This is a genomic window from Ramlibacter sp. GCM10027632, assembly GCF_042675325.1.
Lineage (GTDB): Bacteria > Pseudomonadota > Gammaproteobacteria > Burkholderiales > Burkholderiaceae_C > Ramlibacter.
This window is the reverse complement of the sequence record NZ_JBHTGW010000007.1, coordinates 153,652-179,196: the sequence shown is the minus strand read 5'-3', so window position 1 is coordinate 179,196 and position 25,545 is coordinate 153,652. Positions and strand designations below refer to the sequence as shown.

Genomic DNA, 25,545 nt, shown 5'->3' with positions numbered 1-25,545 from the left:
AAATACTTATGATGGGATTACTGAAGAGCTATTAACCCGCGCGGCCGGTCGCCGGTGAAAAGGCGGTCCGTCCATGGGGAAACCGATGAAGAAGACGACGCAAGGGATGACGCTGATCGAGCTGATGGTGGTGGTGGCCGTGATCGGCATCATCGCCGCGGTGGCGTACCCGTCGTACCAGTCGCATGTGCGCAAGAGCCGGCGTGCGGAGGCGGTGACGATGCTGCAGGCGGCGCAGCTGGCGCAGGAAAAGTACCGGCTCCGGAAGGACTCCTACGCCAACACGGCCGACTTCGACAAGGACAATGACGCCAAAGAGGCTTTCGCCGGCGTGTGCAAGGACAACAAGCCCGCGCCGTGCATGAGCCCGAACGGCTACTACAAGCTCGAAGCCAGCGGAGCGTCCGCGAGTGCCTACACCCTCAGAGCAACTCCTCTCGGTGCGCAGGAGAACGACTCAGGCTGCAAACCGATCGAGGTCGCACTCAGTGCCTCGCAGTTGACCCTCACGCCTCCCGGCTGCTGGAGCAAGTGAGATGCGCCTCGCCGATCGCAGTGGCGGATTCACGATGATCGAGTTGATGGTCACACTGTCCATCCTCGGGATCGTGGTCGCACTGGTCGCGCCGAGCTTCAACGACAGTCTCGCGCGCACTCGGCTCAAGTCCCAAGCGTCCGACGTCGTCAACATGCTGGAGCTGACGCGCTCCGAGGCGCTGAAGCGGAACTCCGTGACGACCACGATCTATTCATCCGACACCGGTTCCGCCTGGAAAGTCGATACCGAATGGACGCAGCCGGACAACTCCAAGGAGCTGCGCTCGACCGTCAACTCCAGCCAGGTCAGGATGGCCAACCCGAAGGTCGTCGGTGCCACGATCCCGACGACGGCGACAAGTCTGGTGGCGAACTTCCGCGGGATCTTCACAGGCTTCGTCAGCACCCAAGGCTGCAAGGATGGCGACTCCTGCATGCAGCTGGAATCCTCCGGCGGGAAGTACAAGCTGCGGGTTGGCATCAACGCCGTGGGTCAGGTCACCGTTTGCGCCGTTGGCGATGCGTTCGGAGGGTACCCGGTATGCTGAGGCGTACGCAGCAGCGCGGTCTCAGCCTCGTGGAGCTCCTGGTGGGCGTGGCCATCGCGCTCGTGTTGATCGCGGGCGCCAGCCTGGTCTACGTCAACTCGCTGAGGGCGACCACGACGTCCAACGCGATGTCGCGGGTCAACCAGGACCTGCGGGCGATCATGAGCGTGATCGAGAACGACCTTCACCGCGCAGGGTTTTGGGGGAGAGCCGCCGCTGGCATGACGAACAACCCGTTCATGGTGCGTAGCAGTGCCGCTGGCGTCAACAACACGGACCTCCACATCAGCGCAGATTACCGCTGTGTCCTCTACACCTTCGATCTCGATGTCGATGGCGTCGTCGACGAGCAGGAGTTCTTCGGGTTCTGGTTCGACAGCACCAACAGGCGCTTGATGGTCCTGAACCAGGCGGGCACCAGCAAGGTCTCCAACACTGCAGCCATCACCAAGTGCGAGGACTACTCCTGGCTGCCGATGAACTATCCCGGCACCGTCAATTTGCAGGACGTGACCTTCCAGACCGGGGGCTCCCAATGCATCGCATTTGCACCGGACACCTTCGACCCTGCAGGCACGCCAGGTGTCACCTACACGCGCTGGTACCTCACCCCCGAAGACTTGTCGCTCAAGCCGCCGACGACACCCACCAACCACCACGCCGCGTGCGACTTGAACGCCGGTGCTCCGGCCGGCACGCCCAAGCTGCCTGCCTCGGCCCTGGTACCCGGCTCCCCCACGGTTCCCGCAGGCCAGACCGGGCGGGCTGAAGTCCGTGTCGTCATCGTGACCCTGAGGGCGGCCCATGCCAAGGACTCCGGCTCGACGCGAACGCTCGAAACAGCCGTACGACTGCGCAACGACCGGATGCAATGACGGGAGTCGCCATGCCCCACCTGAATCCCAGACCTGCCCAGCTCGGCGTGGCAGTGCTTCATGTGACGCTGATCCTGGTCCTGCTCGCCAGCCTGGGCGTGTTCTACGCGGCCCGCGGCGGCATCACCGAGCAGCGGATCTCCGCCAACGAGGTACGTTCTCAAGCGGCCTACCAGGCGGCGCTGGCCGGCCTGGACCATGCCATGGGCTATTTCGACGCCGGCCAGAAGGTCGAGGAGTTCGCGCCGGGCACCGGTGCGACCGCACCCCAGACGTCGTTGCTCAGGGGAGCGAACTACAGGGTCCAGTTCTGCAGTCCGGCCGCCACGCCCCCGACCTGTGCGGCGACGGTCACCCCCGCGCTGGCCTGCACTCCGCCTGCCTCGGCTGAACTTCGGTCACCGATGGTCGTGGCATGCGGCTGGAGCAATGACTCGACGACCGTCGTGCGCATGGTGCAGCTGGTGGCTGGCGCCCCTGTGCTTTCAGGCTCGATCACGACGCCGATCGTTACGTTCGGGTCCAACAACATGCTCACGGGTGGCGGCTCGGTTCTGAACTACTTCAACGACCTGACGGTCTGGTCGGGTGGCGCCGTGCCCACGCAGAGCGCCACTGGCAAGACCTTCGTGCGCAACATCGTCTCGGATCCCGTCCCGCTGGCAACGGCCGACTACCGCAACGCGGGCACCAGCCCGTCCTGCAACAATCCGCCCAACCACTACGTTTGCAGTTCCAGCGGCACCAACGTGGGTCCCGACGTGATCGCGAACGACACCGCGCTTTCGACGCTCACTGCGTCGCAGTTCTTCGCCACGTTCATGGGATCGGCACCCGCCGACTATCGCGCATCCAAAGTCACATACACCGTGGATGGCAGCAAGGCCGCCTCGGCCACCAACGCGACCTCTGTCGGGTCCATTCCCACTGACAAGCTTTACAACCAGGTCATCTGGATCGAAGGAAACGTTAGCTCGCAGATCCCGGACCTGGGAACCGCCACCGCGCCGGTGATCGTCATCATCAACGGGAACTGGGATGTGACGGGATCACCGGTCATCAACGGCCTGGTGGTGGTCACCGGCAACGTCAGTGGCAACGGATCGCCCACCATCTATGGCGCGCTGATCGCCAACCAGGTGACCATCAACGGCAACTTCAAGGTGGTGTTCGACCCCACCGGCCTGGGCCTGACCCAACGGCTGGGGCGGGCGGGCACCGTTCCCGGAAGCTTCAGGGACTGGTGAGCCAGACTAGCGCCATGCAGACCATCTCGACGTCCTTACGCGTTCGCGGGTTCCTCATCATCGAGACCCTCGTTGCCCTGTTGGTCCTCTCGCTGGGGGTCCTTGGCATGACGACGCTGATGGGTCAAGTGACCGGAGGAACTGGGGAGTCCAAGGCGCGATCGGAAGCCCTGGCATTGGCGCGTGAGAAGCTTGATGACCTTCGCAACAACGGCATCCAGGCGGAGTTCACGGGACGGCTGGCGTCGGGCTCCGACTCCCCCACGAACGCGGATGGCATGCAGTTCAAGCGTGAGTGGCGGGTCAACTTCAACCCCTACAACCCGGTGCCGGCGTCCAGCCCGTTGCTCGTCAGCAAGGTCGAAGTCGACGTGAAGTGGACGGGCCGGTCAGGGCAAGAGCAAACGGTTCGGCTGGATTCGGCCATCGCCTGGAATGACCCCGTGCGCGGCGTGATGGCGGCAGCCGGGACGGGAGGAAACGTGATCCGGCCCACAGGCAACGCGATCCGGGGCACGGCGAACTACAAGCCGGGCATGGCCTATGAGGTATTCACGGACAGTGAAAACATCACGCGCCTTCGGCTCGCCTCCGGCGCCAAGGAGACCATCCTTTACCTGAGGCCAAACGCAGCGGGCCAGGCTTTGAGTTTCACGACCATCCATGGCAAGGTGTACTTCGACGCTCAGGCCACCAACCTGCCAGCACCGAAGGATGTCAATCTGCGCCTCTCGAGCGAGGGGCAGTGCGTTTACATCAACGACATCGATCCCGCCACCAACTCCCTGCCCACGAGCGGCAGTGCAAAGTACCGGTACTTCGACTACACCTGTTTCGTCGGTCCCGGCTGGTATGGCAATGTCGGCGTCCAGTTGCCGGACTCTGGATCTCCCCCCACCGTCTGCGTCGGCGATCCATCAGTGGCGGATGCCAGCAAGACGACCAACCCGGCATGGACGGAGTCGACGATCCGAACCTATCGGGGATTCCGCAAGGACACCATCAACGACGTGCCCGTGTTCATCAGCACCGGCATGGCCGAGTCGGTGTCCCCCCTGAAGTACGCCTACGGAAATGGGGGCACCGGAACGACGCGTGGCGGCTATCCCTGGCCGTCGAAGCTGACCGATTTCTACACGTCGATTCCCACGGGGCAAGACTACTTCAAGCAGGACTTCCTCATATCGCGGATCTCCGGTTCACAGACCTGTGCGCAGCGGATGACCCTCATTGCGGGGACCTTCACCTACAACGCGGGAAAGAACCTCTGCATCAGCCCGGACAACTGGTCCACAAGCAGCGACGAGTGTCCCGACATCTGGCCCAATGCCAGCGCCGGCGCCTGCTCGATCCAGATCTCCGGCTCTTTCAACCCGCCCAAGAACGCGAGCCAGGCAACGACGACGATCTCGTACACCACGAGCACAGGGGGCTCCGGGATTTGCCAGGGTCAAGGCAATTCCGCCAACTACACCTGCTCGCTCACGGGAGGCGCCTCGACCAATGTGACCATCAAGGCCATCATCACTGGCAAGGTTTCTGGCTCGCAGGCCACGCAAACCTGCACCGTCACCCGAACCAATGTGGGCTGCAGCTCGATCTCGGGCGTCAACATCGATTCGAGTACCAGCGACCCCGCTTGCACCCAGACCCCTTGAGGTGGTGGTCACGTAAGAGCCGTCCGCGTCCCCTCAAACGTCCCCACACGGCGTCGCCACCATCCCCCCACCATCCACCGGGAGGTTCACCCCGGTGACCGCCCCCGCCTCGTTGGACCGGAGGAACGCCGCTGCCTGCCCCAGTTCGCAGGTCAGGCAGCGAGCCCGGTCACCGAGGAGACATCGGTGCGCGATCTGATGGCGCGCATGCAGGAAGATGACCCACGATGCCGTGGTACGGCTGGTCCGGCTCAGGCCGGCGTTATCCCCCGGAGACCCGATGAACGATGAAGTCCTGGTGTCGCACGATGACGGTCTGGTCACCGTGACCATCAACCGCCCCGAGCGGCACAACGCGGTGAACCGAGCCGTGTCCTGCGCGTTCGCGAGGCGCGCGACGGGATGTACCGCACCGCCGGAGTGGACGCATGAGTGAGCCCGCCGTGACCCCCATGCCGCCACCGGCACGCCCGGCAGCGACGGTGATCGTCGTGCGCGAGGGGCCGCAGGGCCTGGAGGTGCTGATGGTCGAACGAGCCGCTGCGCCCGACCAGTACGGCGGCGCCTGGGTCTTTCCCGGCGGGCGGGTGGAAGCCCTCGACGAGGCCCAGCACCCGGGCCAGGCGCACCCGGTAGCGGCGATCCGCGAGTGCTTCGAGGAGGCGGGCATCCTGTTCGCGTACGACCGGCTCGGGCAACTGGTCGACGGCGCTCACCCGGACTTCGCCGCCCTCGCAGCGCAACGCCTGGCGCTGGCCGAGGGCCGCCTCACCCTGGCCGACCTGTGCGGACGCCACGGCCTGCGCCTCGCGCCGGACCGGCTGCGGCACTTCGCGCACCGCATCACCCCGCTGGCGCGCCCCAAGCGCTTCGACACCCACTTCTACGTGGCTCCCCTGCCCCCGGGCCAGCAGGCCGAGACCGATGGCCGCGAGATCGTGGGACACGACTGGCTGCGCCCGGCCGAGGCACTGGCATCCGGCGAGACCCGCAAGCTGATGACGGTGACGCGGGACATGCTGGAGGCGATCGGACGCTTCGGCAGCGTCGAGGCGCTGATGGAGTCGCTCGGCGCCTAGGCCTCACGGATGGAAGCCTGGCCCTCGCGCGCCTCGATCCACACCCGCGTCGCATCCTCGGCGTGCGACATGCGCATGCGGATATCGAAGCGGTCGGCCCGGTACCAGCCCTGAAGCACCTGGACCGGCACGCCCTTGGCGTCGTACAGCACACGAGACAACCTGAGGACCGGCGCACCGTGCGCCACACCGAGCGCCTGCGCCACGTGGTAGTCGGCGGGCTCGGCCGACACCGACTGGTCCGCCGCCCGGATGCGAACGCCGTGCGCCTCCATCAGCTCCACGAACGCCTTGCGTGCCAGGCTGGCGCGGCTCACCGCGGGCGCCACGTCGCGGGTCACGAAAACTTCGGTGAGCGTGAGCGGGCCGATCGCATCCAGACGCAGGCGCAACACCCGCAAGACCCGGTCGCCTTCGGCGACCCGCAGCTGCTGCGCGATCACCGGGCTCGCGCCGGTCCAGCCGAAGGCCAGGACCTTGCGCCGGTCGGGCCGGCCGCGGTCGAGGAAGCCGGCGACATGGTCACCCAGGAGGCGCCGCTGCGCCACGCCCCGGCCCGAGGCGGCGAGCGTTCCACGCCGCTCGCTGCGCACCACCAGCCCCTGCGCCTGCAGCCGCGCCAGCGCCGAACGGATCGTGACCCGGGCCGCGCCGAACTCCTCGGCCAGGGCGCGCTCACCTGGCAGGCCGCTGGCGTCGTAGACACCGTCGCGGATACGCGCGGCGAGCGCCATCTCGATCACGTGGTAGCGGGCGACGGGGTTGACCTGGGCCATGGACGCACAAGGGATTCTGGTCTTTTCAATAAGACCAGTGGTTCCATTGTAAGGACCATCACCGGGCGACAGAATCCGCTGAAAAAGAGGAGACAACCATGCTCAGACGCCACCTCCTGCAGGCCGGCCTCGCGGCCTGCGGCGGCCTGCCAGCCCTCCCGGCCCGGGCCCAGGCCGGCTATCCCGGCGGCCGGCCGATCACCTTCGTCGTGCCCTTCGCGGCCGGGGGCGGCGGTGACGTGGTCGCCCGCCTGCTGGCCAGGGAGCTCGCGCCGCGGCTGAAGGGGCCGGTGGTGGTGGAGAACCGGGTCGGCGCCGGGGGCAATGTCGGCTCGGCCTACGTGCTCAAGTCGAGGCCGGATGGCTACACCCTCCTGAACATGTCGAGCTCCTACGCCATCCAGGCGGCGGTCTCCAAGGTGCCTTACGACCCGATCGCCGACATGCAGCCGATCATGATGGTCTCGCGCGATCCGGGCGTGGTGGTGGTCAGCGAAAAGTCGCCGCTGCGCAGCGCCGCGGACCTGTTCGCCGCAGCCCGGGCGAACCCCGGCGCGCTCACCTATGGGTCGGCCGGCATCGGCTCCATCGCCCACCTGGGCATGGAGGAACTGGCCTTCATGATGGGCGTGAAGTTCCAGCACGTGCCGTACAAGGGCTCATCGCAGGCGTTCAGCGACGTGCTGGCAGGCACCTGCGACCTGATGTTCACCAGTTCCACCTTCGCCATCCCGTTCATCCGCTCGGGCAAGGTGCGCGCGCTCGGCTTCTCCTCCCCGCAGCGCCTGCCCCAGATGCCGGACATCCCGACCTTCTCCGAGCAGGGGTGGCAGCACCTGGTCGTGGACTGGAAGGCCGTGGCCGGACCGAAGGGCCTGCCGCCCGATGTCATCGCCCTGCTCAATCGCGAGCTGAACGAAGTCCTGAAGCTCAAGGCCGTCAGCGACAAGTTCGCCGCCGAAGGCACGACCGGCGTGGGCGGCACGCCGGAGCAGATGATGCAGGTCGTCCAGTCGGACCTGGAGCGTTGGCGGGCCCTGGTGGCCAAGGCCAACATCAAGATCGAAGGTTGAACCCATGGCCAATGCACTGAACAAGCGCCTGCGCGAGATCCTCCAGCCGGGCGCGGGCCTGATGATGGCGGGCGCAGGCAACGCGCTCACCGCCCGCTTCATCGAGGCGGCCGGCTTCCCCACGATGATGGTGAGCGGCGCCGCGGTGGCGAACACTTTCCTGGGCATTCCCGACATCGGCCTGGTGTCGGTGACCGAGCTGGCCGCGCATGTGGCCGCGATCCGCGAGGTGACGAGCATCCCGATCCTCGCTGACGCGGACACCGGCTTCGGCAACGCGCTGAACGCGCGCCGCACCGTCCAGCTGCTGGAGCGCGCGGGCGCCAACGCTATCATGATCGAGGACCAGACCTACCCCAAGCGCTGCGGCCACTTCGACGGCAAGGACGTGATCCCGAAGGCCGAGATGGTCGCCAAGCTGAAGGCGGCGGTCGACGCGCGGGTCGATGGCGACCTGATGATCCTCGCGCGCACCGACGCGCGTGGCGTGGAGGGCTTCGAGGCAGCGCTCGACCGCGCCCGCGCCTACCAGGAGGCGGGCGCCGACTTCCTGTTCATCGAGGCACCGCTCAATCGCGAGGAACTGCTCGCCATCCCGCAGGCGGTGCCCGGCATCCACCTGTGCAACATGGTGATCGGGGGCAAGACACCGCTCGTGCCGCGCGAGGAGCTGGCCCAGGCCGGCTACGCCGCGATCTGCTACGCCAACGCGGCGCTGCAGGCCTCGATGCTGGCGATGCAGGACGTGCTGGGCAGCCTCAACGCCAAGGGCTCGATCGAGGGCGTGGAGGACCGGCTGATGATGTTCGCCGACCGGCAGAAGGTGCTGGATGCGGCGACGTTCAAGGCGCTGGAACAGCGGTACGTGGTATGAGCGCCGCGCCGGGCCGTCCCGAGCCGGCGCACGCCCCCACGGGGGCCGCTGCGATGCGCACCGCACGCACCTTCCTCGACAAGGTGTGGGCCGACCACATGATCTGCGCCCTGGACGATGGCATGGAGCTGCTGCAGGTGGACCGGCTCGTGCTGCACGAGCTGTCCGGCAGCCAGGTGGTGACGGCACTGGCGAAGTCGGGCCGCGAACCGGCGAACCGGCATCAGGTCTACACGATCATCGAGCACCTGATCTCCACCTACCCCGGCCGCGGGCCCACCGACTCGCCGTCGAAGAGCGGCGCGGTGATGATCGAGGCCACGCGCAAGGCGTCGCGTGACTGGGGCTTCCACTTCATCGACTTCGATGACGCGCGCCAGGGCATCGCCCACGTGGTCGCCCCCGAGCGCGCCATCGCCTTCCCGGGCGCCACCCTGGTGTGCTGCGACAGCCACACCAGCACGGTAGGCGGCGTGGGGGCGCTGGCCTGGGGCATCGGCGCCAGCGAAGCCGAGCATGTGCTCGCCACGCAGGCGCTGGCCCAGGCCAAGCCGAAGGCGATGCGGGTCAACTTCAACGGCCGGCTGCCCGAGGGCGTGACAGCCAAGGACATGGTCCTGGCGCTGATCGGCCAGGTCGGCGCCCAGGCCGGCATCGGCTACGCGGTGGAATACGCGGGCGAGGCCGTGCGCAACCTGCCGGTCGAAGGCCGCATGACCCTGTGCAACATGGCGATCGAGTTCTCCGCCAAGTACGCATTCGTGCCGCCGGACGAGGCGACGCTCGACTACCTCAAGGGGCGTGAGTACGCGCCCCGGGGCGCCGACTGGGACCGCGCCGCGGCCTACTGGCGCACCCTGCCCAGCGACCCCGGCGCCGTCTTCGACTGGGAGGTCGACGTCGACTGCAGCCAGCTGCGCCCGCAGGTCACCTGGGGCACGAGCCCGCAGCAGGTGGTGGCCATCGACGGCCTCATCCCCCGGCCGCAGGACACCGGCGACGAGGAGGCGCAGCAGCTCGCACGCAAGGCCCTGGACTACATGCAGCTCACCCCGGGCATGCCGGTGCAGGGCATCGCCATCGAGGTCGCCTACATCGGCTCGTGCACCAACGCGCGCCTGTCCGACCTGCGCGCCGCCGCCGCGGTGCTCCGGGGCCGCAAGGTGAAGGCCGGCGTGCAGGCCATCTGCGTGCCGGGCTCCACCCCGGTGAAGCACGCGGCCGAGGCCGAGGGCCTGGACCGCATCTTCAAGGACGCGGGGTTCGAGTGGCACGAGTCGGGCTGCGGCTTCTGCAGTGACATCGGCGAGGGCCGCTTCGCCGGGCTTCGGGTGATCAGCACCACCAACCGCAATTTCGAGGGCCGGCAGGGGCCGAAGACGCGCACCCACCTCGCCAGCCCGGCGACGGTGGCCGCCTCCGCCATCGCCGGCTGCATCGCCGCCCCCGGGGAGATCGCCTGATGGAAGCCCTGCAAAGCGTCACGGGCATCGCCGCGCCGCTGATGCGCATCAACATCGACACCGACCAGATCATCCCCACGCTGTTCCTGGGCGGGACCGATGCGAAAGGCTACGGCGAGCACCTGTTCCACCACCTGCGCTACCGGCCGGATGGATCGCCCGATCCCGGCTTCATCCTCAATCGCCGGCCCTACGACCAGGCGCAGGTGCTGCTCGCGGACCGCAACTTCGGCTGCGGCTCCTCGCGCGAGCGCGCGCCCAAGGCGCTGCGCGAGTTCGGCTTCCGCGCCATCGTCGCGCCCTCCTTCGGCGGCATCTTCTTCAACAACTGCTGGCGCAACGGCATCGTGCCGGTCGAACTGCCGATCGAGCAGGTGCGCCACATCGCCCGGCTGGTCGAAGCGGCGCAGGGCGATGCCCCGGTGACGGTGGACCTCGAGGCGCAGCAGGTCGTGGCGCCCGATGGCTCGTCCTTCACGTTCAAGTCACCGGGGCAACTGCGGAACATGCTGCTGGCGGGCGTGGACGAGATCCAGCTGACGCTGGACCGGGGAGCTCAGATCGCGGCCTACCGCCTGCAGGACCAGGCACGCCGGCCCTGGGCCTACTGACCCTGTGATGGCGGAACCCGGGGGCGCCGCCGACGCCCCTGCGGAAACGGCCTACATCGCGCGCCTGGCAAAGGTGGTGGCATGAGGGCGTTCGATGAGCCCCCACGGATACGACGCATGACCGCCGCCTTCGATGCCGCCGAGCATTCGCACCGCCGCCGCAACCCGCTGACCGGCCAGTGGGTGCTGGTCTCCCCGCACCGCGCGAAGCGGCCGTGGCAGGGCCGGCAGGAGGAGGCTGCGCACGAGCGCCTGCCCGCCTACGACCCCGCCTGCCACCTGTGCGCCGGCAATGTGCGGGTGAACGGCGAGCGCAACCCCGGCTACACCGGCACCTTCGTGTTCACCAACGACCATGCGGCGTTGATGCCGCAGGTGCCCGCACCCGCCGCCGCGGCCGGCGACGCCCTGTTCACCCTGCAGCCCGCCCGCGGCACCAGCCGCGTCATCTGCTTCTCGCCGGACCACGGCCGCACCCTGCCCGAACTGTCGCTGCCCGCGATCGGCCAGGTGGTGGACACCTGGTGCGGGCAGTCGGCCGACCTGGGCCGTGACTACCGCTGGGTGCAGGTCTTCGAGAACAAGGGCGAGATCATGGGCTGCTCCCAGCCCCACCCGCATGGCCAGGTCTGGGCCTGCGACTTCATGCCCAACGAGGCCGCCGCCGAGGACCGCGAGCAGCGCGCGTACCACGCCGCCCACGGCACGCCGATGCTGCTGGACGCGGCCCGCCGCGAGGCCGGGGCCGGTGAGCGCCTGGTCTTGCAGACCGCGCACTGGCTGGCGATCGTGCCCTTCTGGGCGACCTGGCCCTTCGAGGTGCTGCTGCTGCCGCGGTTCCCGGTGCAGCGCCTGCCCCAGCTCACGCCGGCGCAGCGCGCCGACCTGGCCCTGGCGGTCCAGCGCCTCACCACCCGCTACGACAACCTGTTCAACACCTCCTTCCCCTACTCCATGGGCTGGCACGGCGCGCCCTTCGATGCCCGCGACCCCACACCCTGGCAGTTGCACGCGCACTTCTACCCGCCGCTGCTGCGGTCGGCGACGGTGCGCAAGTTCATGGTCGGCTTCGAGATGCTGGCCGAGGCGCAGCGGGACCTGACGCCGGAGCAGGCGGCCCGGCGGCTGCGTGAATTGCCGGAGGTCCATTACCGAGCCGGGGCCGGAGGCGCGCGATGAGCGAAACCGTGCAGCGTGCCATCGAGGCCTTCACCCAGGCCTTCGGCGACGGACCGACGCTGCGGGTGCGCGCGCCGGGCCGCGTCAACCTGATCGGCGAGCACACCGACTACAACGACGGCTTCGTCCTGCCCTGCGCGATCGACTACCAGACCGTGGTCGCCGCCACGGCCCGCGACGACGGCCGCGTGCGCGTGGTCGCCGCGGACTACGCCGGTGCGCAGGACGATTTCCGAGCCGAGGCGCCGGTGCCGCACCGGCCCGGGCTGCCGTGGACCGAGTACGTGCGCGGCTGCGTCGACGTGCTGCTGGCGCGCGGCTGCGCCCTGCCCGGCTCGGACCTGGCCATCGCCGGCAACGTGCCGCAGGGCGCGGGCCTGTCGTCCTCGGCCTCGCTGGAAGTGGCGGTGATCGAGGCCCTCAACCGCCTGCACGGCCTGGGCCTCTCGCCCACCGAGGTGGCCCTGCTGGCGCAGCGCGCCGAGAACGGGTTCGTGGGCTGCAACTGCGGGATCATGGACCAACTGATCTCGGCCCGCGGCGAGAACGGCCACGCCCTGCTGATCGACTGCCGCTCACTGGACGCGCAGGCCGTGCCGCTGCCCGCCGGCCTGGCGGTCATGATCGTGCACTCCCGGGTGGCCCGCGGCCTGGTCGACAGCGCCTACAACGAGCGCCGCATCCAGTGCGAGGCGGCGGCTCGCCACTACGGCGTACGCGCCCTGCGCGACCTCGACGAGGCCGCCCTCGCCCGCGGCGCCGCCGGCCTCGACGCGGTGGCCCTGCGCCGGGCCCGCCACGTGGTCACGGAGAACCGCCGCACGCAGGAGGCCGCGGCGGCCCTGGCCGCCGGCGACCTGCCGGCGCTCGGCCGGCTGATGGCCGAGTCCCATGCCTCGATGCGCGACGACTTCGAGATCACCGTGCCGGCGATCGACCGCCTGGTCGACCTCGCACAGGCGGCGATCGGCGACCCGGGCGGCGCGCGCATGACCGGGGGCGGCTTCGGCGGCTGCGTGGTGGCCCTGCTGCCCCACGAGCGGGTGGATGCGGTGCGCGCGGCCATCGCCGCGGGGTACCGGGCGCCCGGCGGCGAGCCGGCCACGGTCTGGGTCTGCCAGGCGCGCGGCGGAGCGGGCCTGGCCTGATGAGGGACGCGCAAAACAAAAAGGGCTTGGCAGATCTGCCAAGCCCTTGAATGTTCCAGAGTATCTGGTAGGCGCGATTGGATTCGAACCAACGACCCCCACCATGTCAAGGTGGTGCTCTAACCAACTGAGCTACGCGCCTTCGTTTGTTCGAAGCATCTATTGTAGCAGGGTTTTCCTCACCTTCTGCGGGCCGAGCGAACACCGCCGACTTCGCGCACCAGGCCCAGCACTTTCCCGAGCCGGTTCGAGTCGGAAACCTCCACCGTGAAGGTCATGAAGGCCGAGCCCTTGACCGACTGCGTCTGCACGCCGATCACGTTCATCTTCTCCTTGGCGAAGACTTCGGAGATGTCGCGCAGCAGGCCCTGCCGGTCGCCGGCCTCGACCGAGACATCCACCGGGTAGACCGCGGCGCCGTCCGCCTTCGGCCGGCCCCACGCCACCTCGATCACCCGCTCGGGGCTGCGCGAGGCCATCTCGCGGAAGTTGCTGCAGTCCTCGCGGTGGATGCTCACGCCCTTGCCGCGCGTGACGAAGCCGCGGATCTCGTCCGGCGGCGCGGGCTTGCAGCAGCGCGCCATCTGGGTCATGAGCGAGTCGATGCCCACCACCAGCACCCCGCCCTTGGGGGACGGCGTGGCGACGCGCTGCTTCTTCAGCAGGAACTCGTCCTGCGGCACCGGCGCCTCCGGCGGGTTCAGCAGGGTCTCGATGGTGCGCAGGGAGAATTCGTCCTTGCCCACCACCGCAAACAGGTCGTCCGCCGACTTGAACCCCAGCTGCGAGGCCAGGTCCTCCAGCTTGACCGCGGTGCGGCCCTCGCGCTGCAGCAGCTTTTCCACCAGCTCGCGCCCGCGCGCGATGGTCTCGTGCTTGTGCTGCTCGTTGAACCAGGCACGCGCCTTGGCCCGCGCCCGGTTGCTGGCGAGGAAGCCCAGCTCGGGGTTGAGCCAGTCACGCGACGGCCCGCCGTCCTTGACCGTGACGATCTCCACCGTCTGGCCGTTCTTCAGGGGCGTGTTCAGCGGCACCATCACGCCGTCGATGCGCGCGCCGCGGCAGCGGTGGCCCAGGCTGGTGTGGACGGTGTAGGCGAAGTCCACCGGCGTGGAGCCGGCGGTCAATTCGACCACGTTGGCCTGGGGCGTCAGGACGTAGATGCGGTCCTCGAACAGGCCCGCGCCGGCTCCGGCCAGGTCGCGCTCCCACGCGAGCAGCTGGCGCAGCACCGCGATCTTGGCGTCGTACTCGCCGCTGGCCGACACGCCCGAGTAGCCTTTGGTCCCCGCCTCCTTGTAGGCCCAGTGCGCCGCCACGCCGTGCTCGGCGTGGTCGTGCATGGCCTGGGTGCGGATCTGGATCTCGATCGGCTTGCCCGTGCCATCGCGCACCACGGTGTGCAGCGACTGGTAGCCGTTCGGCTTGGGCCGGGCGATGTAGTCGTCGAACTCGCTCTGGATCGCCTCGAAGCGCTGGTGCACCCAGGACAGCGCGGCGTAGCACTCGCGCGTGTCGCGCACGATCACGCGCAGGGCGCGCACGTCGAACACGCGGTCGAAGTCCAGCGACTTGCCCCGCATCTTCTTGACGATGCTGTAGATATGCTTGGGCCGGCCCGCCACGTGGGCGTGCAGCCCCTGCGCGTGCAGCTCGGACTCGAGGCCGGCGCGCAGGCGCTCCATGTAGGCCTCGCGCTCGGCGCGCTTTTCCTCGAGCAGCTTCGCCACCTGCTTGTAGGTGTCGGGCTCAAGGAAGCGGAAGGCCAGGTCCTCCAGCTCCCATTTGAGCTGCCAGATGCCCAGTCGGTTGGCCAGCGGCGCGAACACCTCCAGCGACTCGCGCGCGAGCGCCGGCGCCACCGGGGTGCGCGAGGCGGCATGCCAGCGCAGGGTCTGCATGCGCGAGGCCAGGCGCAGCATCACCACGCGCAGGTCGCGCGAGAACGCCAGCAGCATCTTGCGCACGTTCTCGGCCTGGGCGTGGGCCGCATGCTGCGCCCTCGCCTGGCGCTGCACCGCCACCAGCTGCGTGGTCTCGACGGCGAGCGCCGCGTAGCTCTCGCCGAAGGCCTTGGCGATGGCCTCGTGCGGCTTGGCCAGGTGCGGGCAGGCATAGACCAGGTAGGCCGCGGCCTGCATGGCCTCGGAGCCGCCCATGCGCTTGAGGATGGCAGCGACCGCGTCGGCATGGGCCAGCGTGTTCTCGCCGGTGTCCAGCGTCTCGTGGGCGATCAGGGGTTCGGCGAAGGCCCGCGCGCGGGCCAGGGCCTGGGCCTGCTGGGGCAGGCTCTGTTCTGCAGCGGCCACCAGCTCCGGCGCGGCCAGGCCGTCGCCGGCGTCAGCCGTCCGGGTTTTCATCGGGCACAGCTCCTCCCAGCAGGAACGAGGCCACCGCCTCCACCTGCTGCAGCGTGACGAGCGTCGGGGCATGGCCGACGCCTTGGAATTCGATCAGGCGGGCCCGCGGCCCGCGCTCGGTCATGGCCCGCGCCGTCGCCGGCGTGAGCAGGTCCGAGTCGGCGCCCCGCAGCAGCAGCGTGCGGGCGCGGATGCGGTCATAGGCCTGCCACAGCAGGGCCTCGCCCTCGCGGCCCGAGGCCTCGGTGGCGGCGCGCACGTTCTCGCCGATGGCCGGGTCGTAGTGCAGGCGCCAGCCGCCCCCGGGCAGCGGGCGCAGCATGGGCTCGGTGAGGGCGCGCCACTCGGCGGGCGTGTGCGGGCCGAAGCCGGAGGCGACGCGCCACAGCGCCTCGCAGGCCTCCTCCACGGAGGCGAACGTCGGCGCGCGGCCCACGTACTGCTGCATGCGCTGGATGGCGGCCCACTCGACGGCGGGGCCGATGTCATTGAGCACCAGCCGGTGCAGCGGCGCCGGCAGCGGCAGGTCGGGGGTGCCGAACAGGCCCATTCCGATCAGCCCCCCCATGCTGGTGCCCACCCAGTCCAGGGTGGCGATGGGCGCCTGGGCCTGCAGGCGGGCCAGCAGCGCGAGCATGTCGCCGACGTAGACCGGCACCTGGTAGTGGGCCGGGTCGGCCAGCCAGTCGCTCTCGCCGCGGCCGGCCACGTCGGGGCAGACCACGCGCAGCGGCGTCGGGGAGCGCTCGACCAGGGCCTGGGCCAGCACGTCGAAGTCGCGGCCCTGGCGCGTGAGGCCATGCACGCACACCACCAGGTGCGGCGCATCAGCCCGGCCCCAGGACCAGTACGCCATCCGGTGGGGACCCGCCGGGCCGGCGCAGGGAACGTGGTTCAGGAGGGGGCTGGGCATGGTAGGCAAGGAAATTGCGATACTGCGGGTCGCTGGCCGCAGCGCGGCCTTGCATCATCGTAATGGATCGGACGGAGAAGTTTCCCATGCTCAAAGGCAAGACGGCGCTCGTGACGGGCTCCACCAGCGGGATCGGCCTCGGCATCGCCAAGGCACTGGCCCGGCAAGGCGCGAACATCGTGCTCAATGGCTTCGGCGACAACGCGGCGCCCCAGGCGGAGATCCGCGCGCTGGGCGTGGAGGTGGCCTTCCACGGCGCCGACATGAGCAAGCCGGCCGAGATCGAGGCGATGATGAGGTTCGCCGCCGAACGCTTCGGCCGCGTCGACATCCTCGTGAACAACGCCGGCATCCAGCATGTGGCGCCGGTGCACGAATTCCCGGTGGAGAAGTGGGACGCGATCATCGCGATCAACCTCTCCAGCGCCTTCCACGCCTCGCGCCTGGCCCTGCCCGCCATGCGCGCCGCCAACTGGGGCCGCATCATCAACGTGGCCTCGGTCCACGGCCTGGTGGCCTCGGCGGACAAGTCGGCCTACGTGGCGGCCAAGCATGGCGTCGTCGGCCTGACCAAGGTCACCGCGCTGGAGAACGCCACCACCGGCGTGACCTGCAACGCGATCTGCCCCGGCTGGGTGCTCACGCCCCTGGTGCAGAAGCAGGTGGACGACCGCGCCAAGGCCAACGGCTGGAGCAACGAGGAATCGGTTCGCCGCCTGCTCGGCGAGAAGGAGCCCTCGATGCAGTTCACCACGCCCGAGGAACTGGGCGAGCTGGCCGTGTTCTTCTGCTCGCCCGCCGGCAACAACGTGCGCGGCGTGGCCTGGAACATGGATGGCGGCTGGACGGCGCAGTAAGCCCCCGGCTCACGGCCCCAGCGCCAGCGGCCGGCGCTGGACCGTGACGAACGCGTCGGCGGCCAGGTCGTAGTCCAGCCGCTCGACCTCGCACCCGGCCGAACCCCAGGCCACCAGGTTCAGCGAGTGCCGGGTGTCGTGCCGCACCCGGCGGGACACCGCCGTGCCGGCCTGCACGCACCACAGGGGCCGCGACAGCGACCAGGGCGCGCCGCTCAAGTCCGCCACGTAAGGCAGGTGGATGTGGCCGCCCAGGAGCAGGTCCGCCCCCGCGCGGCTCCAGGCCGCGAGCGCGGCGTCGGCGCCGATCAGGAGGTTCTCCCGGTCCTGCGCCCGGACCACCGCCGCCGGGTGGTGTGTCACGACCACCCGGAGCACCCCGCGCCCGGCCTCCCGCAGCAGGCCGGCAACACGCGCCACCTGCGCGGCGCAGACCTCGCCGTCCTTGTGCCGCCACCAGCGGGTGGTGTTCACGCCGACCACGATCGCGCCCGGCAGCCGCAGCACCGGCTCCTCGTCGCCGAACGCCTGGCGGAAGCGCCCCAGGGGCCGCGCGACGCGCGAGGCCAGGTCGAACAGCGGAAGGTCATGGTTGCCCGGCAGGACCAGCCGCGGCGCCGGCCCGAGGCGCTCACAGAATGCCCGGGCGGCTGCGAACTGCGCGCGCGTCGCCCGCTGGGTGATGTCGCCGCTGAGGACCACCGCATCCGGCCGGCGGCCTGCCGCCAGCCGCACCACCGCCTCGACCACGGCGGGCTCCTCGGTGCCGAAGTGCGTGTCCGACAGGTGCAGCAGCAGGCCCATCGGCGCCTCACCCGACGGGGACCCGGTCCTGCTCGCAGGGGGCCATGAGGCGCAGCGGACGCGGCGCCACCTCAAAGCGCAGCGGTGGCACCAGGCGATCGATCTCGCCGTCAGCGGCCACCCGCGCACGCCGCAGGCCGCGCATGCCCACCGACAGGCTGCGGCAGGCAAAGTGCTCGACGTCCTGCGCATCGCCCAGCGTCCCGAAGGCACCGCGCAGCATCAGCGTGAACAGGGCCCAGCTGCCGATCGGCCTGGCCGCGACCCCGGCCAGCCAGCCCTCCCCCACCGGGCGCCGCGGGTCAGCGGGCAGTCCGAGGCGCTCGACCTGCAGCCGGTTGTTGACGACCACCAGGGTCGGCGTGCGCAGGTGGCGCGACTGGCCGTCGGCCTCGATCTCGAGGGTGAGCTGGTGCCGCCAGCGCACCAGCGTCGCCACGGCCGCCAGCGCCGCAACCCAGCGCCGCCGCCCGAAGCGGGACTTGAAGGCCTCGCGGTCCTGCAGCAGCTGCGGGTACAGCCCCAGGCTCGCGTTCACCAGGAACACGCGGCCGTTGACCAGCCCGATGTCCACCGGCCGCTCATGGGCGCGCAGCAGCGCGCGGGCCGCCGCCTGCGGATCCTGCGGGATGCCCTGCACCCGGGCGAAGTAGTTGAAGGTGCCGCAGGGAACGACGCCCAGCGGGCACCCGCGCTCCCAGGCCGCCTGGGCCACCGTCGCCACCGTGCCGTCCCCGCCGGCGGCGACCAGCACGTCCCCGGGACCGGCGCGCGCCGCCGCCGCCCGGCTCGCCGCGGCCAGCGCCCCGGCCGACGGCACGCTCACCACCTCGCACGCGCGCCCGGCCTGGGTGAACACCTGCCGGACACGATGCGCGACCGGCTGCTGCGCGCCGGTGGAGGCCCCGCTGCGGGGATTGGCGATCACGATGAAGGTGCCCATTCCGCCATCTTCGGGCCACGCCAACCTGTAGGGCAACTTTTGTAAAGTTATGTTAGAAGTAGCCTTAAAGGAATCATGGAATGCAACAAGCGGCCCAAAATCGACGCTGTTACAAGTAAACGTTGGACTGACCCCATGAATACCAATGCCGCCCGAACCGACAAGATCCTGGTGGTGGACGACGATGCGCGGATCCGTGACTTGCTGCGCCGCTACCTCACCCAGGAAGGCTTTGAAGTCATCCTTGCAGAAGACGGCAAGGCGCTGAACCGGCTGATGCTGCGGGAGACCGCGGACCTGATCGTGCTGGACCTGATGATGCCGGGCGAGGACGGCCTGTCGATCTGCCGGCGCCTGCGGGCAGCCAATGACCGTACCCCGATCATCATGCTCACCGCCAAGGGCGAGGACGTGGACCGCATCGTCGGCCTCGAGGTCGGCGCGGACGACTACCTGGGCAAGCCCTTCAACCCGCGCGAGCTGCTGGCGCGCGTGCATGCCGTGCTGCGCCGCCGCCCCGCGCAGGAGGCGCCCGGCGCCCCCTCCGCCGAGAACGAGGTGGTCAACTTCGGCCCCTTCTCCTTCGACCTCGGCGCCCGCACGCTGCGCAAGAACGGCGACGAGCTGCCCCTGACCACCGGCGAGTTCGCCATGCTCAAGGCCCTGGTGCGCCATCCGCGCCAGCCCCTGTCCCGAGAGAAGCTGGCCCAGCTCGCGCGCGGCCGCGAGTTCGAGCCCTTCGACCGCAGCCTGGACGTGCAGGTCTCGCGCCTGCGCAAGCTCGTCGAGGCCGACCCGGCGGCGCCGCGCTACATCCAGACCGTGTGGGGCGTGGGCTACGTGTTCGTGCCGGACGGTGCGGGCTGACGCGGACCGGCCCATGCAGCGCGCCCGCGCCATGGAAACGGTCACCAGCCCGGCCCCCCTGGACGCCTCGCCCGGGGAGGCGATGGCGCCGGGCCTGCCACGGGTGGGCCTGTCGCTGTTCTGGCGGACGTTCTTCCTGCTCTCGCTGCTGCTGATCGGCTCCATCATCGCCTGGCTGCAGACCTTCCGGGCCCTCGAGTTCACCCCGCGCGCGCTGCAGACCGCGCAGCAGATCGCCTCGCTGGTGAACCTGAGCCGCGCGGCGCTGGTGCACTCCGACGCCATCGCGCGCGTCTCCCTCATCAAGACCCTGGCCGACCAGGAGCGGGTGCAGATCCAGCCGCGCGAGCCGGGCGACCGGACTGCGCCGGTGGACGGCTCGGTCATGGACCAGGCCATCGTGCGCGAGCTGCTGACCCGCCTGGGGCCGGGCACCGAGCTGGCCTCCCGGGTCAACGGGGAGGCGGGGCTGTGGGTCGGCTTCCGCATCGAGAACGATGCCTACTGGCTGCGGCTGGACCGCGAGCGTTTCGCCAACGTGGGCGGGCGCACCTGGCTGATCTGGCTGGTCACGGCGGCCGGCCTGTCGCTCGCCGGCGCGGCGTTGATCGCCCGCCTGATCAACCGGCCGCTCAAGCAGCTGTCCTTCGCCGCGAGCCGCGTGCGCGACGGCGACTTCGACGCCTCGCGGCTGGACGAGCAGGTCGCCACCAGCGAGATCCGCGAGGTGAACATCGGCTTCAACCGCATGGCCCAGCAGCTCGCCAAGATCGAGCAGGACCGGGCCGTGATGCTCGCCGGCATCTCGCACGACCTGCGCACGCCCCTGGCGCGGCTGCGGCTGGAAACCGAAATGAGCGTGGCCGACCGCGACGCGCGCGACCACATGGCGGCCGACATCGACCAGCTCGACGCCATCATCGACAAGTTCCTCGACTACGCCCGGCCCGACCACACCGAGCTCAAGCCGGTGCGGCTCGCCGACGTGGTTCAGACCTGCCTCTACGCCTTGCAGGAGCAGGCCGACCTGCGGTTCAGGGTGGACATCCCGGGCCAGCTCGAGGTGCTGGCCGACGAGGTCGAACTCGCCCGGGTAATGGCCAACCTGCTGGAGAACGCCCGCCGCTACGGCAAGTCGGCGGACACGGGCGTGGCCGAGGTGGAGATCACGGCCCGCGGGCGCGGCGACTGGGTCCTGGTGAAGGTGCGGGACCACGGGCCCGGCGTCGCCCCCGAGGCCCTGCCCAACCTGATGAAGCCCTTCTTCCGCGGCGATGCCGCTCGCACCGAGGCCACCGGCGCCGGCCTGGGACTGGCCATCGTGGACAAGACGGTGCAGCGCATGGGCGGCGTCTTCGCGGTGGCCAACAGCAGCTCGGGCGGGTTCTCGGCCCACATCAAGCTGCAACGCCCGCACAGCCCGCCGGTCGCCGAGGGCTGACGGCCAAGAGCCAAGGCCCGGGACCTCGGGTGCGAGCCCGCGCCGGGGGCGCGGAGCCCTAGAACAGCGCGTGCTTGTCGATCCCGTGGCGCTGCATGTGGCGGCGCAGCTTGACCAGGGCCTCGTTCTGGATCTGCCGCACGCGCTCACGCGTCAGGCCCAGGCGGTCGCTGAGGACCTCCAGCGTCTCCGGGTCCCGGTCGTGCAGGCCGAAGCGGCCCTCGAGGATCTCCTGCTCGCGCTGCGACAGCGCATGGAGCCAGCGTTGCAGCAGGCGCTCGACCTCGTGGTCCTGGGTGATGCCGCTGGGGTCCATGGTGCCGTCGTCGGGCATGGCGTCGCCGAGGGTGCGGTCGTCGTCGGCGTGGTCCAGTGCAGCGTCGAGCGAGCGCGGGGTCTCGGCCAGCGAGAGCAGGTCGGCGACCTGCTGCACGTCACGCCCCAGGAGGGCGGCGATGTCCTCGACCCGCACCCCGTCCCGCTCACGGCCGGCGCGCGCCGCGAACTCCGGGTCGTTCTCCAGCGTGCGGCGCGCCCGCAGCACCTGCTGCAGCTCGCGCACCACGTGCACCGGCAGGCGGATCACGCGGCCCTGGTTCATGACGGCGCGCTCGACCGACTGCCGGATCCACCAGGTGGCATAGGTGGACAGCCGAAACCCGCGTTCGGGCTCGAACTTGTCGATGGCGTGCATGAGGCCGAGGTTGCCCTCCTCGATCAGGTCGGCCAGCGGGACGCCGCGGCCCAGGTAGGCCTTGGCGATGCTGACCACGAGCCGCAGGTTGTGCTCGATCATCGACTGGCGGGCCTCGAAATCGCCGGCGCGCGCCCGCATGGCGCACTCGAACTCCTCCTGCGCCGTGAACAGCTCGGTGCGGCGAATGTCACGCAGGTAGAGAGTGAGCGTGTCGGTGGACTCGCCCGCCAGTTCGGAGGGCGCCGGCAGCTCGCGCAGCACGCCGTCCTGCGGGTCGGGCGCCTGCTCCTGATCAGGCGACACCGGAACTGCTTGGGTCTTGCTGTTGCCGTTTCGCCTGTTCATCACCGCTACCTCGCTGGCAGGTACTTCGAAGGATCGACAGGCTTGCCCTGCCGGCGGATCTCGAAATGGAGCTTGACGCGGTCGGCGTCACTGTTGCCCATCTCGGCAATCTTCTGGCCCTTGCGCACCGCCTGGTCCTCCTTCACGAGGAGCGACTGGTTGTGGGCATAGGCCGTGAGGTAAGTGTTGTTGTGCTTCAGGATGATCAGGTTGCCATAGCCGCGCAGGCCGGAGCCGGCGTAGACCACGCGGCCGTCGGCCGCGGCGAGCACCGGGTCGCCGGCCTTGCCCGCGATGTCCAGGCCCTTGTTCTTGGCCTCGTCGAAGCCGGCGAGGACAGCGCCGCCGCCGGTGGGCCACGCCCAGGCGACGTCGTCGTCGGCCGAAGCGGCAGGCGCCGGGACGCTGTCGGCGCGCGCGGGCGCGGACGACGGCACGGCGGCCGGCGCCGAGGCGGCGGACGCGGGCTGCACCGGCTGCACGGCGACCTGGGCGGACTGCACGGGCCGCGTGACCACCTCCTGCGAGGCGGCGGCCACCGGCGGCACGATGCGCAGCACCTGGCCGACCTCGATCACATTGGGATTGGACAGGCTGTTCCAGCGGACGACGTCGCGCCAGTTCTGGCCGGCGTCGAGGGAGATGCGGATCAGGGTGTCGCCGGGGCGCACGGTGTAGTAACCGGGCTTGCCCGCGTTCTCGGCGCCGGGCGGCAGGCGAACCGGCTCGCCGGGGGCGGCGGCCGTGGCCGCGGGCATGGAAGCGGAGGTGGGCGACCTGTGGGCCATGGTGCCGCGGTCTTCGACCGGCGCGGGACGGCGCGACCCGGAGGCGCAGCCGGCCAGGAGGGCGGCGACGGACAGCAGGACGAGCGCGTGGAGACTTCCCCGCCTCAGCATCTGGGGCATGTGTTGTACTTTCCTCTAAGCGATGCCTGATTTTAGGGGGACAAAGTGAACTGCCTCAAGGACGCTTCGCTTCAACCCCGCAGCCGTCTTGTCGATCACCACCAGCGCCTGCTGCCCGCCCGGCATGACGCTGGGCGCGACCAGGCGCCCGCCCACGGCGAGCTGGTCGACCCACGCCTGCGGGATCGCCTCGCCGCCGGCGGCGGCGATGATGCCCGCATAGGGCGCACCCTTGGCGTAGCCCGCCATGCCGTCGCCGAACAGCAGGTGGATGTTCGGGATGCGCAGGGGCCGCAGGTTGTCGCGGGCCTTGTCATGCAGGCCGCGCAGCCGCTCGATGCTGTACACCTCGCGCGCCACGCAGGCCAGCACCGCGGCCTGGTAGCCGCAGCCGGTACCGATCTCGAGCACGCGCCCCAGCCGGCCAGAGTCCTCGCGCAATCCGCCCGCGAGCAGCAGCTCGATCATGCGGGCCACCACGTTCGGCTTGGAGATGGTCTGGCCCAGGCCGATCGGCAGGCTGGTGTCCTCGTAGGCCTGGTTGACCAGCGCGGTATCGACGAAGCGATGGCGCTCCACCTGGCCCATGGCCTCGAGCACCTGCGGGTCGGCGATGCCCTGGCCCGCGAGCTTGTGCACCATGCGCGCACGCACCGCTTGAGAGTCGAGGCCTAGGCCCTGGGGCGCGGCTCGGGGCGACACGGGCGCGGGCGCGGAGGCTGCGCCCGCCGGCTTCGCGGCGGCCGCCTTGGCCGCCTTGGCCGGCGTGCCCAGGTCGAGGCGAGCAGGAAAGCTGGGACGGCGCGCGGTCATCGTGCGGCCTGGTCAGCGTGCGGCGAAGCGTTGCGCGACGCCGCGCCACTCGCCCAGCGCGTCGTGGTCGGTGAGGTCCACCTGCAAAGGCGTGATCGACACGCGGCCCTGGGCCGTGGCGTGGAAGTCGGTGCCCTCGGCGCCGTCCTTGGCCGGGCCGGCCGCGCCGATCCAGTACATGGTCTCGCCGCGCGGGCTGGACTGCGCGATCACCTTCTCGGCGGCATGCCGGCGGCCAAGGCGGCAGACCTCCAAGGGACCCAGCGCCTCGTAGGGGCGGTTGGGAATGTTCACATTGAGCAGGAACGGCGCGGGCCGCCGCAGCAGCTGCTGCGCGATCACCTGCTGCACCAGCTCGCGCGCCACGCGGGCCGCGGCGTCGAGGTGGGCCCAGCCTTTCTCGACCTGCGAGAAGGCGATGGCGGGCACGCCGAACAGGTAGCCCTCCATGGCGGCGCCGACGGTGCCGGAGTAGATGGTGTCGTCGCCCATGTTGGCGCCGTTGTTGATGCCGCTGACGACCAGGTCGGGCGCGGTCTCGAGCAGGCCGGTGAGCGCGATGTGGACGCAGTCGGCCGGCGTGCCGTTCACGTACTGGAAGCCGTTGGCACCCTGGTGCACGTACAGCGGCTGGTGCAGCGTGAGGGCGTTGGACTTGGCGCTGTTGTTATGTTCGGGCGCGATGACCTGGACGTCGGCGAGGTCGCGCAGGGCCTCGTGCAGGGCGGCGATGCCAGGCGCCTGGTAGCCGTCGTCGTTGGAGATCAGGATTTTCATGGGCTTGCGAATGATTGTAGGGGCCGCTTCGCAGGCCGCCGCGAACCCGGCAAAAGGCGGGCTATAATCTCGTTTTCGACGGTGGCTGTAGCTCAGTTGGTAGAGTCCCAGATTGTGATTCTGGTCGTCGTGGGTTCGAGTCCCATCAGCCACCCCACCGGATTCCAAAGGCCACCCTCGCGGTGGCCTTTTCATTTTCCGGGCGCGTGGGACGGGAGCGGCCGGCAGATCGACTACGCTAGCGCCACCATGACATCCCCCCTCCCCACTCCCGAACTGCGGTTCTTCGCCGACCTGCGCGTGCAGGTCGACAAGCCCCAGGAAGTCGGCCATTCGGTGCGCGGCCTGCGCCGCGTCATCCCCATCCTCGGCGGCACCGTGACCACGGCCGACTGGAGCGGCCGCATCCTGCCCGGCGGCGCGGACTTCCAGTTGATCCTCAACGACCGCACCGCCGAACTCGACGCGCGCTACGTCATCGAGACCGACGGCGGCGACCGCATCTACGTCTACAACCAGGCCGTGCGCACCGCCGCCCCCGAGGTGATGGCGCGCCTGGTGCGCGGCGAGCCGGTGGACCCGGCCAGTGTCTACTTCCGCTGCATGCCCCGCTTCGAGGCGAGCGCGCCCTCGCTGGCCTGGCTGTCCGAGAATCTGTTCCTGGGCACCGGCGCACGCCTGCCGGACCGGGTGGACCTGCGCGTCTTCCACGTGGCCTGACCCCATTCCAACGCACCCATATCGACAACAAG

Annotated in this window: 26 protein-coding genes and 2 tRNA genes; 18 read left to right on the top strand and 10 right to left on the bottom strand. The window is 69.8% G+C overall.

Annotated elements, in window-relative coordinates; genetic code table 11:
* The first annotated feature begins 85 nt into the window (after nucleotides 1–85).
* The 7 genes from ACFQZY_RS12510 to ACFQZY_RS12480 all read left to right on the top strand — a co-directional run bounded on the left by ACFQZY_RS12510 (nucleotide 86) and on the right by ACFQZY_RS12480 (nucleotide 5,944).
* Entirely contained in the window at nucleotides 86–535 is a 450-nt protein-coding gene (locus ACFQZY_RS12510) for a type IV pilin protein (RefSeq protein WP_377416202.1), read from the top strand.
* Between the two features lies 1 nt (nucleotide 536).
* Nucleotides 537–1,085, top strand: a complete 549-nt coding sequence (locus ACFQZY_RS12505) for a GspH/FimT family pseudopilin (protein ID WP_377416200.1) — start codon at nucleotides 537–539, stop codon at nucleotides 1,083–1,085.
* Entirely contained in the window at nucleotides 1,079–1,960 is an 882-nt protein-coding gene (locus ACFQZY_RS12500; protein WP_377416198.1) for a PilW family protein, read from the top strand. The genes ACFQZY_RS12505 and ACFQZY_RS12500 overlap by 7 nt, the downstream gene beginning before the upstream one ends.
* 11 nt (nucleotides 1,961–1,971) lie before the next feature.
* The gene (locus ACFQZY_RS12495; protein ID WP_377416196.1) at nucleotides 1,972–3,207 is read left to right on the top strand and encodes a PilX N-terminal domain-containing pilus assembly protein; all 1,236 of its coding nucleotides are present in this window, start codon (nucleotides 1,972–1,974) and stop codon (nucleotides 3,205–3,207) included.
* 14 nt (nucleotides 3,208–3,221) lie between these two features.
* The gene (locus tag ACFQZY_RS12490; protein WP_377416194.1) at nucleotides 3,222–4,865 is read left to right on the top strand and encodes a hypothetical protein; all 1,644 of its coding nucleotides are present in this window, start codon (nucleotides 3,222–3,224) and stop codon (nucleotides 4,863–4,865) included.
* Nucleotides 4,866–5,145: 280 nt separating this feature from the next.
* A complete protein-coding gene (locus tag ACFQZY_RS12485) occupies nucleotides 5,146–5,301 on the top strand; it encodes a hypothetical protein (RefSeq protein WP_377416192.1) in 156 nt (51 codons plus the stop codon).
* The gene (locus tag ACFQZY_RS12480) at nucleotides 5,294–5,944 is read left to right on the top strand and encodes an NUDIX domain-containing protein (RefSeq protein ID WP_377416190.1); all 651 of its coding nucleotides are present in this window, start codon (nucleotides 5,294–5,296) and stop codon (nucleotides 5,942–5,944) included. Before ACFQZY_RS12485 ends, ACFQZY_RS12480 begins: the two co-directional genes overlap by 8 nt.
* Here the strand turns inward: ACFQZY_RS12480 and ACFQZY_RS12475 are convergent.
* Nucleotides 5,941–6,720 carry a GntR family transcriptional regulator gene (locus ACFQZY_RS12475; RefSeq protein WP_377416188.1) on the bottom strand — a complete coding sequence of 260 codons (780 nt, stop codon included), beginning with the start codon at nucleotides 6,718–6,720 and terminating at the stop codon, nucleotides 5,941–5,943. The two genes, ACFQZY_RS12480 and ACFQZY_RS12475, sit on opposite strands and share 4 nt — an antisense overlap.
* Before the next feature lie 98 nt (nucleotides 6,721–6,818).
* On the opposite strand from ACFQZY_RS12475, the gene ACFQZY_RS12470 reads away from it, so the two are divergent.
* The 6 genes from ACFQZY_RS12470 (at nucleotide 6,819) to galK (ending at nucleotide 13,068) form a co-directional block, all read left to right on the top strand.
* Complete coding sequence (locus ACFQZY_RS12470) at nucleotides 6,819–7,793, top strand: Bug family tripartite tricarboxylate transporter substrate binding protein (protein WP_377416186.1); 975 nt, start codon at nucleotides 6,819–6,821, stop codon at nucleotides 7,791–7,793.
* 4 nt (nucleotides 7,794–7,797) lie between these two features.
* Nucleotides 7,798–8,667, top strand: a complete 870-nt coding sequence (locus ACFQZY_RS12465) for an oxaloacetate decarboxylase (protein WP_377416184.1) — start codon at nucleotides 7,798–7,800, stop codon at nucleotides 8,665–8,667.
* A gap of 53 nt (nucleotides 8,668–8,720) precedes the next feature.
* Nucleotides 8,721–10,130, top strand: coding sequence for a 3-isopropylmalate dehydratase large subunit (locus ACFQZY_RS12460; protein WP_377416182.1), 1,410 nt, complete (start codon nucleotides 8,721–8,723; stop codon nucleotides 10,128–10,130).
* Nucleotides 10,130–10,741, top strand: a complete 612-nt coding sequence (leuD, locus tag ACFQZY_RS12455; protein ID WP_377416180.1) for a 3-isopropylmalate dehydratase small subunit — start codon at nucleotides 10,130–10,132, stop codon at nucleotides 10,739–10,741. The genes ACFQZY_RS12460 and leuD overlap by 1 nt, the downstream gene beginning before the upstream one ends.
* A gap of 117 nt (nucleotides 10,742–10,858) precedes the next feature.
* Nucleotides 10,859–11,920, top strand: coding sequence for a UDP-glucose--hexose-1-phosphate uridylyltransferase (locus tag ACFQZY_RS12450; RefSeq protein ID WP_377416178.1), 1,062 nt, complete (start codon nucleotides 10,859–10,861; stop codon nucleotides 11,918–11,920).
* The gene (gene galK / locus ACFQZY_RS12445) at nucleotides 11,917–13,068 is read left to right on the top strand and encodes a galactokinase (protein ID WP_377416176.1); all 1,152 of its coding nucleotides are present in this window, start codon (nucleotides 11,917–11,919) and stop codon (nucleotides 13,066–13,068) included. The genes ACFQZY_RS12450 and galK overlap by 4 nt, the downstream gene beginning before the upstream one ends.
* Nucleotides 13,069–13,133: 65 nt before the next feature.
* Here galK and ACFQZY_RS12440 read toward each other — a convergent pair.
* The 3 genes from ACFQZY_RS12440 to ACFQZY_RS12430 all read right to left on the bottom strand — a co-directional run bounded on the left by ACFQZY_RS12440 (nucleotide 13,134) and on the right by ACFQZY_RS12430 (nucleotide 16,341).
* Nucleotides 13,134–13,210, bottom strand: a tRNA-Val gene (locus ACFQZY_RS12440).
* Between the two features lie 37 nt (nucleotides 13,211–13,247).
* Nucleotides 13,248–15,428 (bottom strand): RelA/SpoT family protein, encoded by a 2,181-nt coding sequence (locus ACFQZY_RS12435; RefSeq protein WP_377416174.1) that lies wholly within the window; start codon nucleotides 15,426–15,428, stop codon nucleotides 13,248–13,250.
* The gene (locus ACFQZY_RS12430; protein ID WP_377416172.1) at nucleotides 15,409–16,341 is read right to left on the bottom strand and encodes an alpha/beta fold hydrolase; all 933 of its coding nucleotides are present in this window, start codon (nucleotides 16,339–16,341) and stop codon (nucleotides 15,409–15,411) included. The genes ACFQZY_RS12435 and ACFQZY_RS12430 overlap by 20 nt, the downstream gene beginning before the upstream one ends.
* An 86-nt stretch (nucleotides 16,342–16,427) precedes the next feature.
* Between ACFQZY_RS12430 and ACFQZY_RS12425 the strand changes: the two genes are divergently transcribed.
* A complete protein-coding gene (locus ACFQZY_RS12425) occupies nucleotides 16,428–17,198 on the top strand; it encodes a 3-hydroxybutyrate dehydrogenase (protein WP_377416170.1) in 771 nt (256 codons plus the stop codon).
* A 9-nt stretch (nucleotides 17,199–17,207) separates the two neighbouring features.
* Here ACFQZY_RS12425 and ACFQZY_RS12420 read toward each other — a convergent pair whose 3' ends face one another.
* Together ACFQZY_RS12420 and ACFQZY_RS12415 are read right to left on the bottom strand one after the other, a co-directional pair.
* Nucleotides 17,208–18,002, bottom strand: a complete 795-nt coding sequence (locus ACFQZY_RS12420; protein ID WP_377416168.1) for a metallophosphoesterase family protein — start codon at nucleotides 18,000–18,002, stop codon at nucleotides 17,208–17,210.
* Nucleotides 18,003–18,009: 7 nt separating this feature from the next.
* Nucleotides 18,010–18,945 (bottom strand): diacylglycerol/lipid kinase family protein, encoded by a 936-nt coding sequence (locus ACFQZY_RS12415; protein ID WP_377416166.1) that lies wholly within the window; start codon nucleotides 18,943–18,945, stop codon nucleotides 18,010–18,012.
* A 135-nt stretch (nucleotides 18,946–19,080) separates the two neighbouring features.
* Between ACFQZY_RS12415 and ompR the strand changes: the two genes are divergently transcribed.
* Together ompR and ACFQZY_RS12405 are read left to right on the top strand one after the other, a co-directional pair.
* Entirely contained in the window at nucleotides 19,081–19,812 is a 732-nt protein-coding gene (gene ompR / locus ACFQZY_RS12410; protein WP_377416164.1) for a two-component system response regulator OmpR, read from the top strand.
* Between the two features lie 13 nt (nucleotides 19,813–19,825).
* Nucleotides 19,826–21,253 (top strand): ATP-binding protein, encoded by a 1,428-nt coding sequence (locus tag ACFQZY_RS12405; RefSeq protein ID WP_377416162.1) that lies wholly within the window; start codon nucleotides 19,826–19,828, stop codon nucleotides 21,251–21,253.
* 58 nt (nucleotides 21,254–21,311) lie between these two features.
* Here the strand turns inward: ACFQZY_RS12405 and rpoS are convergent, their stop codons facing one another.
* The 4 genes from rpoS to surE are packed head-to-tail and all read right to left on the bottom strand — an operon-like array spanning nucleotide 21,312 to nucleotide 24,793.
* Nucleotides 21,312–22,295 (bottom strand): RNA polymerase sigma factor RpoS, encoded by a 984-nt coding sequence (gene rpoS, locus ACFQZY_RS12400; protein ID WP_377416160.1) that lies wholly within the window; start codon nucleotides 22,293–22,295, stop codon nucleotides 21,312–21,314.
* Nucleotides 22,296–22,300: 5 nt separating this feature from the next.
* Nucleotides 22,301–23,203: a peptidoglycan DD-metalloendopeptidase family protein gene (locus ACFQZY_RS12395; RefSeq protein ID WP_377416158.1), complete on the bottom strand. Its 903-nt coding sequence runs from the start codon at nucleotides 23,201–23,203 to the stop codon at nucleotides 22,301–22,303.
* A gap of 15 nt (nucleotides 23,204–23,218) precedes the next feature.
* The gene (locus ACFQZY_RS12390) at nucleotides 23,219–24,016 is read right to left on the bottom strand and encodes a protein-L-isoaspartate(D-aspartate) O-methyltransferase (RefSeq protein WP_377416156.1); all 798 of its coding nucleotides are present in this window, start codon (nucleotides 24,014–24,016) and stop codon (nucleotides 23,219–23,221) included.
* Nucleotides 24,017–24,028: 12 nt separating this feature from the next.
* Nucleotides 24,029–24,793, bottom strand: coding sequence for a 5'/3'-nucleotidase SurE (gene surE, locus ACFQZY_RS12385; protein WP_377416154.1), 765 nt, complete (start codon nucleotides 24,791–24,793; stop codon nucleotides 24,029–24,031).
* A gap of 81 nt (nucleotides 24,794–24,874) precedes the next feature.
* Between surE and ACFQZY_RS12380 the strand changes: the two genes are divergently transcribed.
* Nucleotides 24,875–24,950: transfer RNA gene (locus tag ACFQZY_RS12380), tRNA-His, on the top strand.
* A 92-nt stretch (nucleotides 24,951–25,042) separates the two neighbouring features.
* Complete coding sequence (locus ACFQZY_RS12375) at nucleotides 25,043–25,513, top strand: DUF3237 domain-containing protein (protein WP_377416152.1); 471 nt, start codon at nucleotides 25,043–25,045, stop codon at nucleotides 25,511–25,513.
* Nucleotides 25,514–25,545: the final 32 nt, after the last annotated feature.

Coding starts and splice junctions, on each gene's coding strand:
- leuD (WP_377416180.1), top strand. CDS start 10,130: ATGGAAGCCCTGCAAAGCGTCACGGGCATCGCCGCGCCGCTGATGCGC.
- ACFQZY_RS12480 (WP_377416190.1), top strand. CDS start 5,294: ATGAGTGAGCCCGCCGTGACCCCCATGCCGCCACCGGCACGCCCGGCA.
- ACFQZY_RS12430 (WP_377416172.1), bottom strand. CDS start 16,341: ATGCCCAGCCCCCTCCTGAACCACGTTCCCTGCGCCGGCCCGGCGGGT.
- ACFQZY_RS12405 (WP_377416162.1), top strand. CDS start 19,826: ATGCAGCGCGCCCGCGCCATGGAAACGGTCACCAGCCCGGCCCCCCTG.
- rpoS (WP_377416160.1), bottom strand. CDS start 22,295: ATGAACAGGCGAAACGGCAACAGCAAGACCCAAGCAGTTCCGGTGTCG.
- ACFQZY_RS12425 (WP_377416170.1), top strand. CDS start 16,428: ATGCTCAAAGGCAAGACGGCGCTCGTGACGGGCTCCACCAGCGGGATC.
- ACFQZY_RS12465 (WP_377416184.1), top strand. CDS start 7,798: ATGGCCAATGCACTGAACAAGCGCCTGCGCGAGATCCTCCAGCCGGGC.
- ACFQZY_RS12460 (WP_377416182.1), top strand. CDS start 8,721: ATGCGCACCGCACGCACCTTCCTCGACAAGGTGTGGGCCGACCACATG.
- ACFQZY_RS12450 (WP_377416178.1), top strand. CDS start 10,859: ATGACCGCCGCCTTCGATGCCGCCGAGCATTCGCACCGCCGCCGCAAC.
- ACFQZY_RS12510 (WP_377416202.1), top strand. CDS start 86: ATGAAGAAGACGACGCAAGGGATGACGCTGATCGAGCTGATGGTGGTG.
- ACFQZY_RS12415 (WP_377416166.1), bottom strand. CDS start 18,945: ATGGGCACCTTCATCGTGATCGCCAATCCCCGCAGCGGGGCCTCCACC.
- ACFQZY_RS12435 (WP_377416174.1), bottom strand. CDS start 15,428: ATGAAAACCCGGACGGCTGACGCCGGCGACGGCCTGGCCGCGCCGGAG.
- ACFQZY_RS12420 (WP_377416168.1), bottom strand. CDS start 18,002: ATGGGCCTGCTGCTGCACCTGTCGGACACGCACTTCGGCACCGAGGAG.
- ACFQZY_RS12500 (WP_377416198.1), top strand. CDS start 1,079: ATGCTGAGGCGTACGCAGCAGCGCGGTCTCAGCCTCGTGGAGCTCCTG.
- ACFQZY_RS12375 (WP_377416152.1), top strand. CDS start 25,043: ATGACATCCCCCCTCCCCACTCCCGAACTGCGGTTCTTCGCCGACCTG.
- galK (WP_377416176.1), top strand. CDS start 11,917: ATGAGCGAAACCGTGCAGCGTGCCATCGAGGCCTTCACCCAGGCCTTC.
- ACFQZY_RS12395 (WP_377416158.1), bottom strand. CDS start 23,203: ATGCCCCAGATGCTGAGGCGGGGAAGTCTCCACGCGCTCGTCCTGCTG.
- ompR (WP_377416164.1), top strand. CDS start 19,081: ATGAATACCAATGCCGCCCGAACCGACAAGATCCTGGTGGTGGACGAC.
- ACFQZY_RS12490 (WP_377416194.1), top strand. CDS start 3,222: ATGCAGACCATCTCGACGTCCTTACGCGTTCGCGGGTTCCTCATCATC.
- ACFQZY_RS12475 (WP_377416188.1), bottom strand. CDS start 6,720: ATGGCCCAGGTCAACCCCGTCGCCCGCTACCACGTGATCGAGATGGCG.
- ACFQZY_RS12470 (WP_377416186.1), top strand. CDS start 6,819: ATGCTCAGACGCCACCTCCTGCAGGCCGGCCTCGCGGCCTGCGGCGGC.
- surE (WP_377416154.1), bottom strand. CDS start 24,793: ATGAAAATCCTGATCTCCAACGACGACGGCTACCAGGCGCCTGGCATC.
- ACFQZY_RS12505 (WP_377416200.1), top strand. CDS start 537: ATGCGCCTCGCCGATCGCAGTGGCGGATTCACGATGATCGAGTTGATG.
- ACFQZY_RS12485 (WP_377416192.1), top strand. CDS start 5,146: ATGAACGATGAAGTCCTGGTGTCGCACGATGACGGTCTGGTCACCGTG.
- ACFQZY_RS12495 (WP_377416196.1), top strand. CDS start 1,972: ATGCCCCACCTGAATCCCAGACCTGCCCAGCTCGGCGTGGCAGTGCTT.
- ACFQZY_RS12390 (WP_377416156.1), bottom strand. CDS start 24,016: ATGACCGCGCGCCGTCCCAGCTTTCCTGCTCGCCTCGACCTGGGCACG.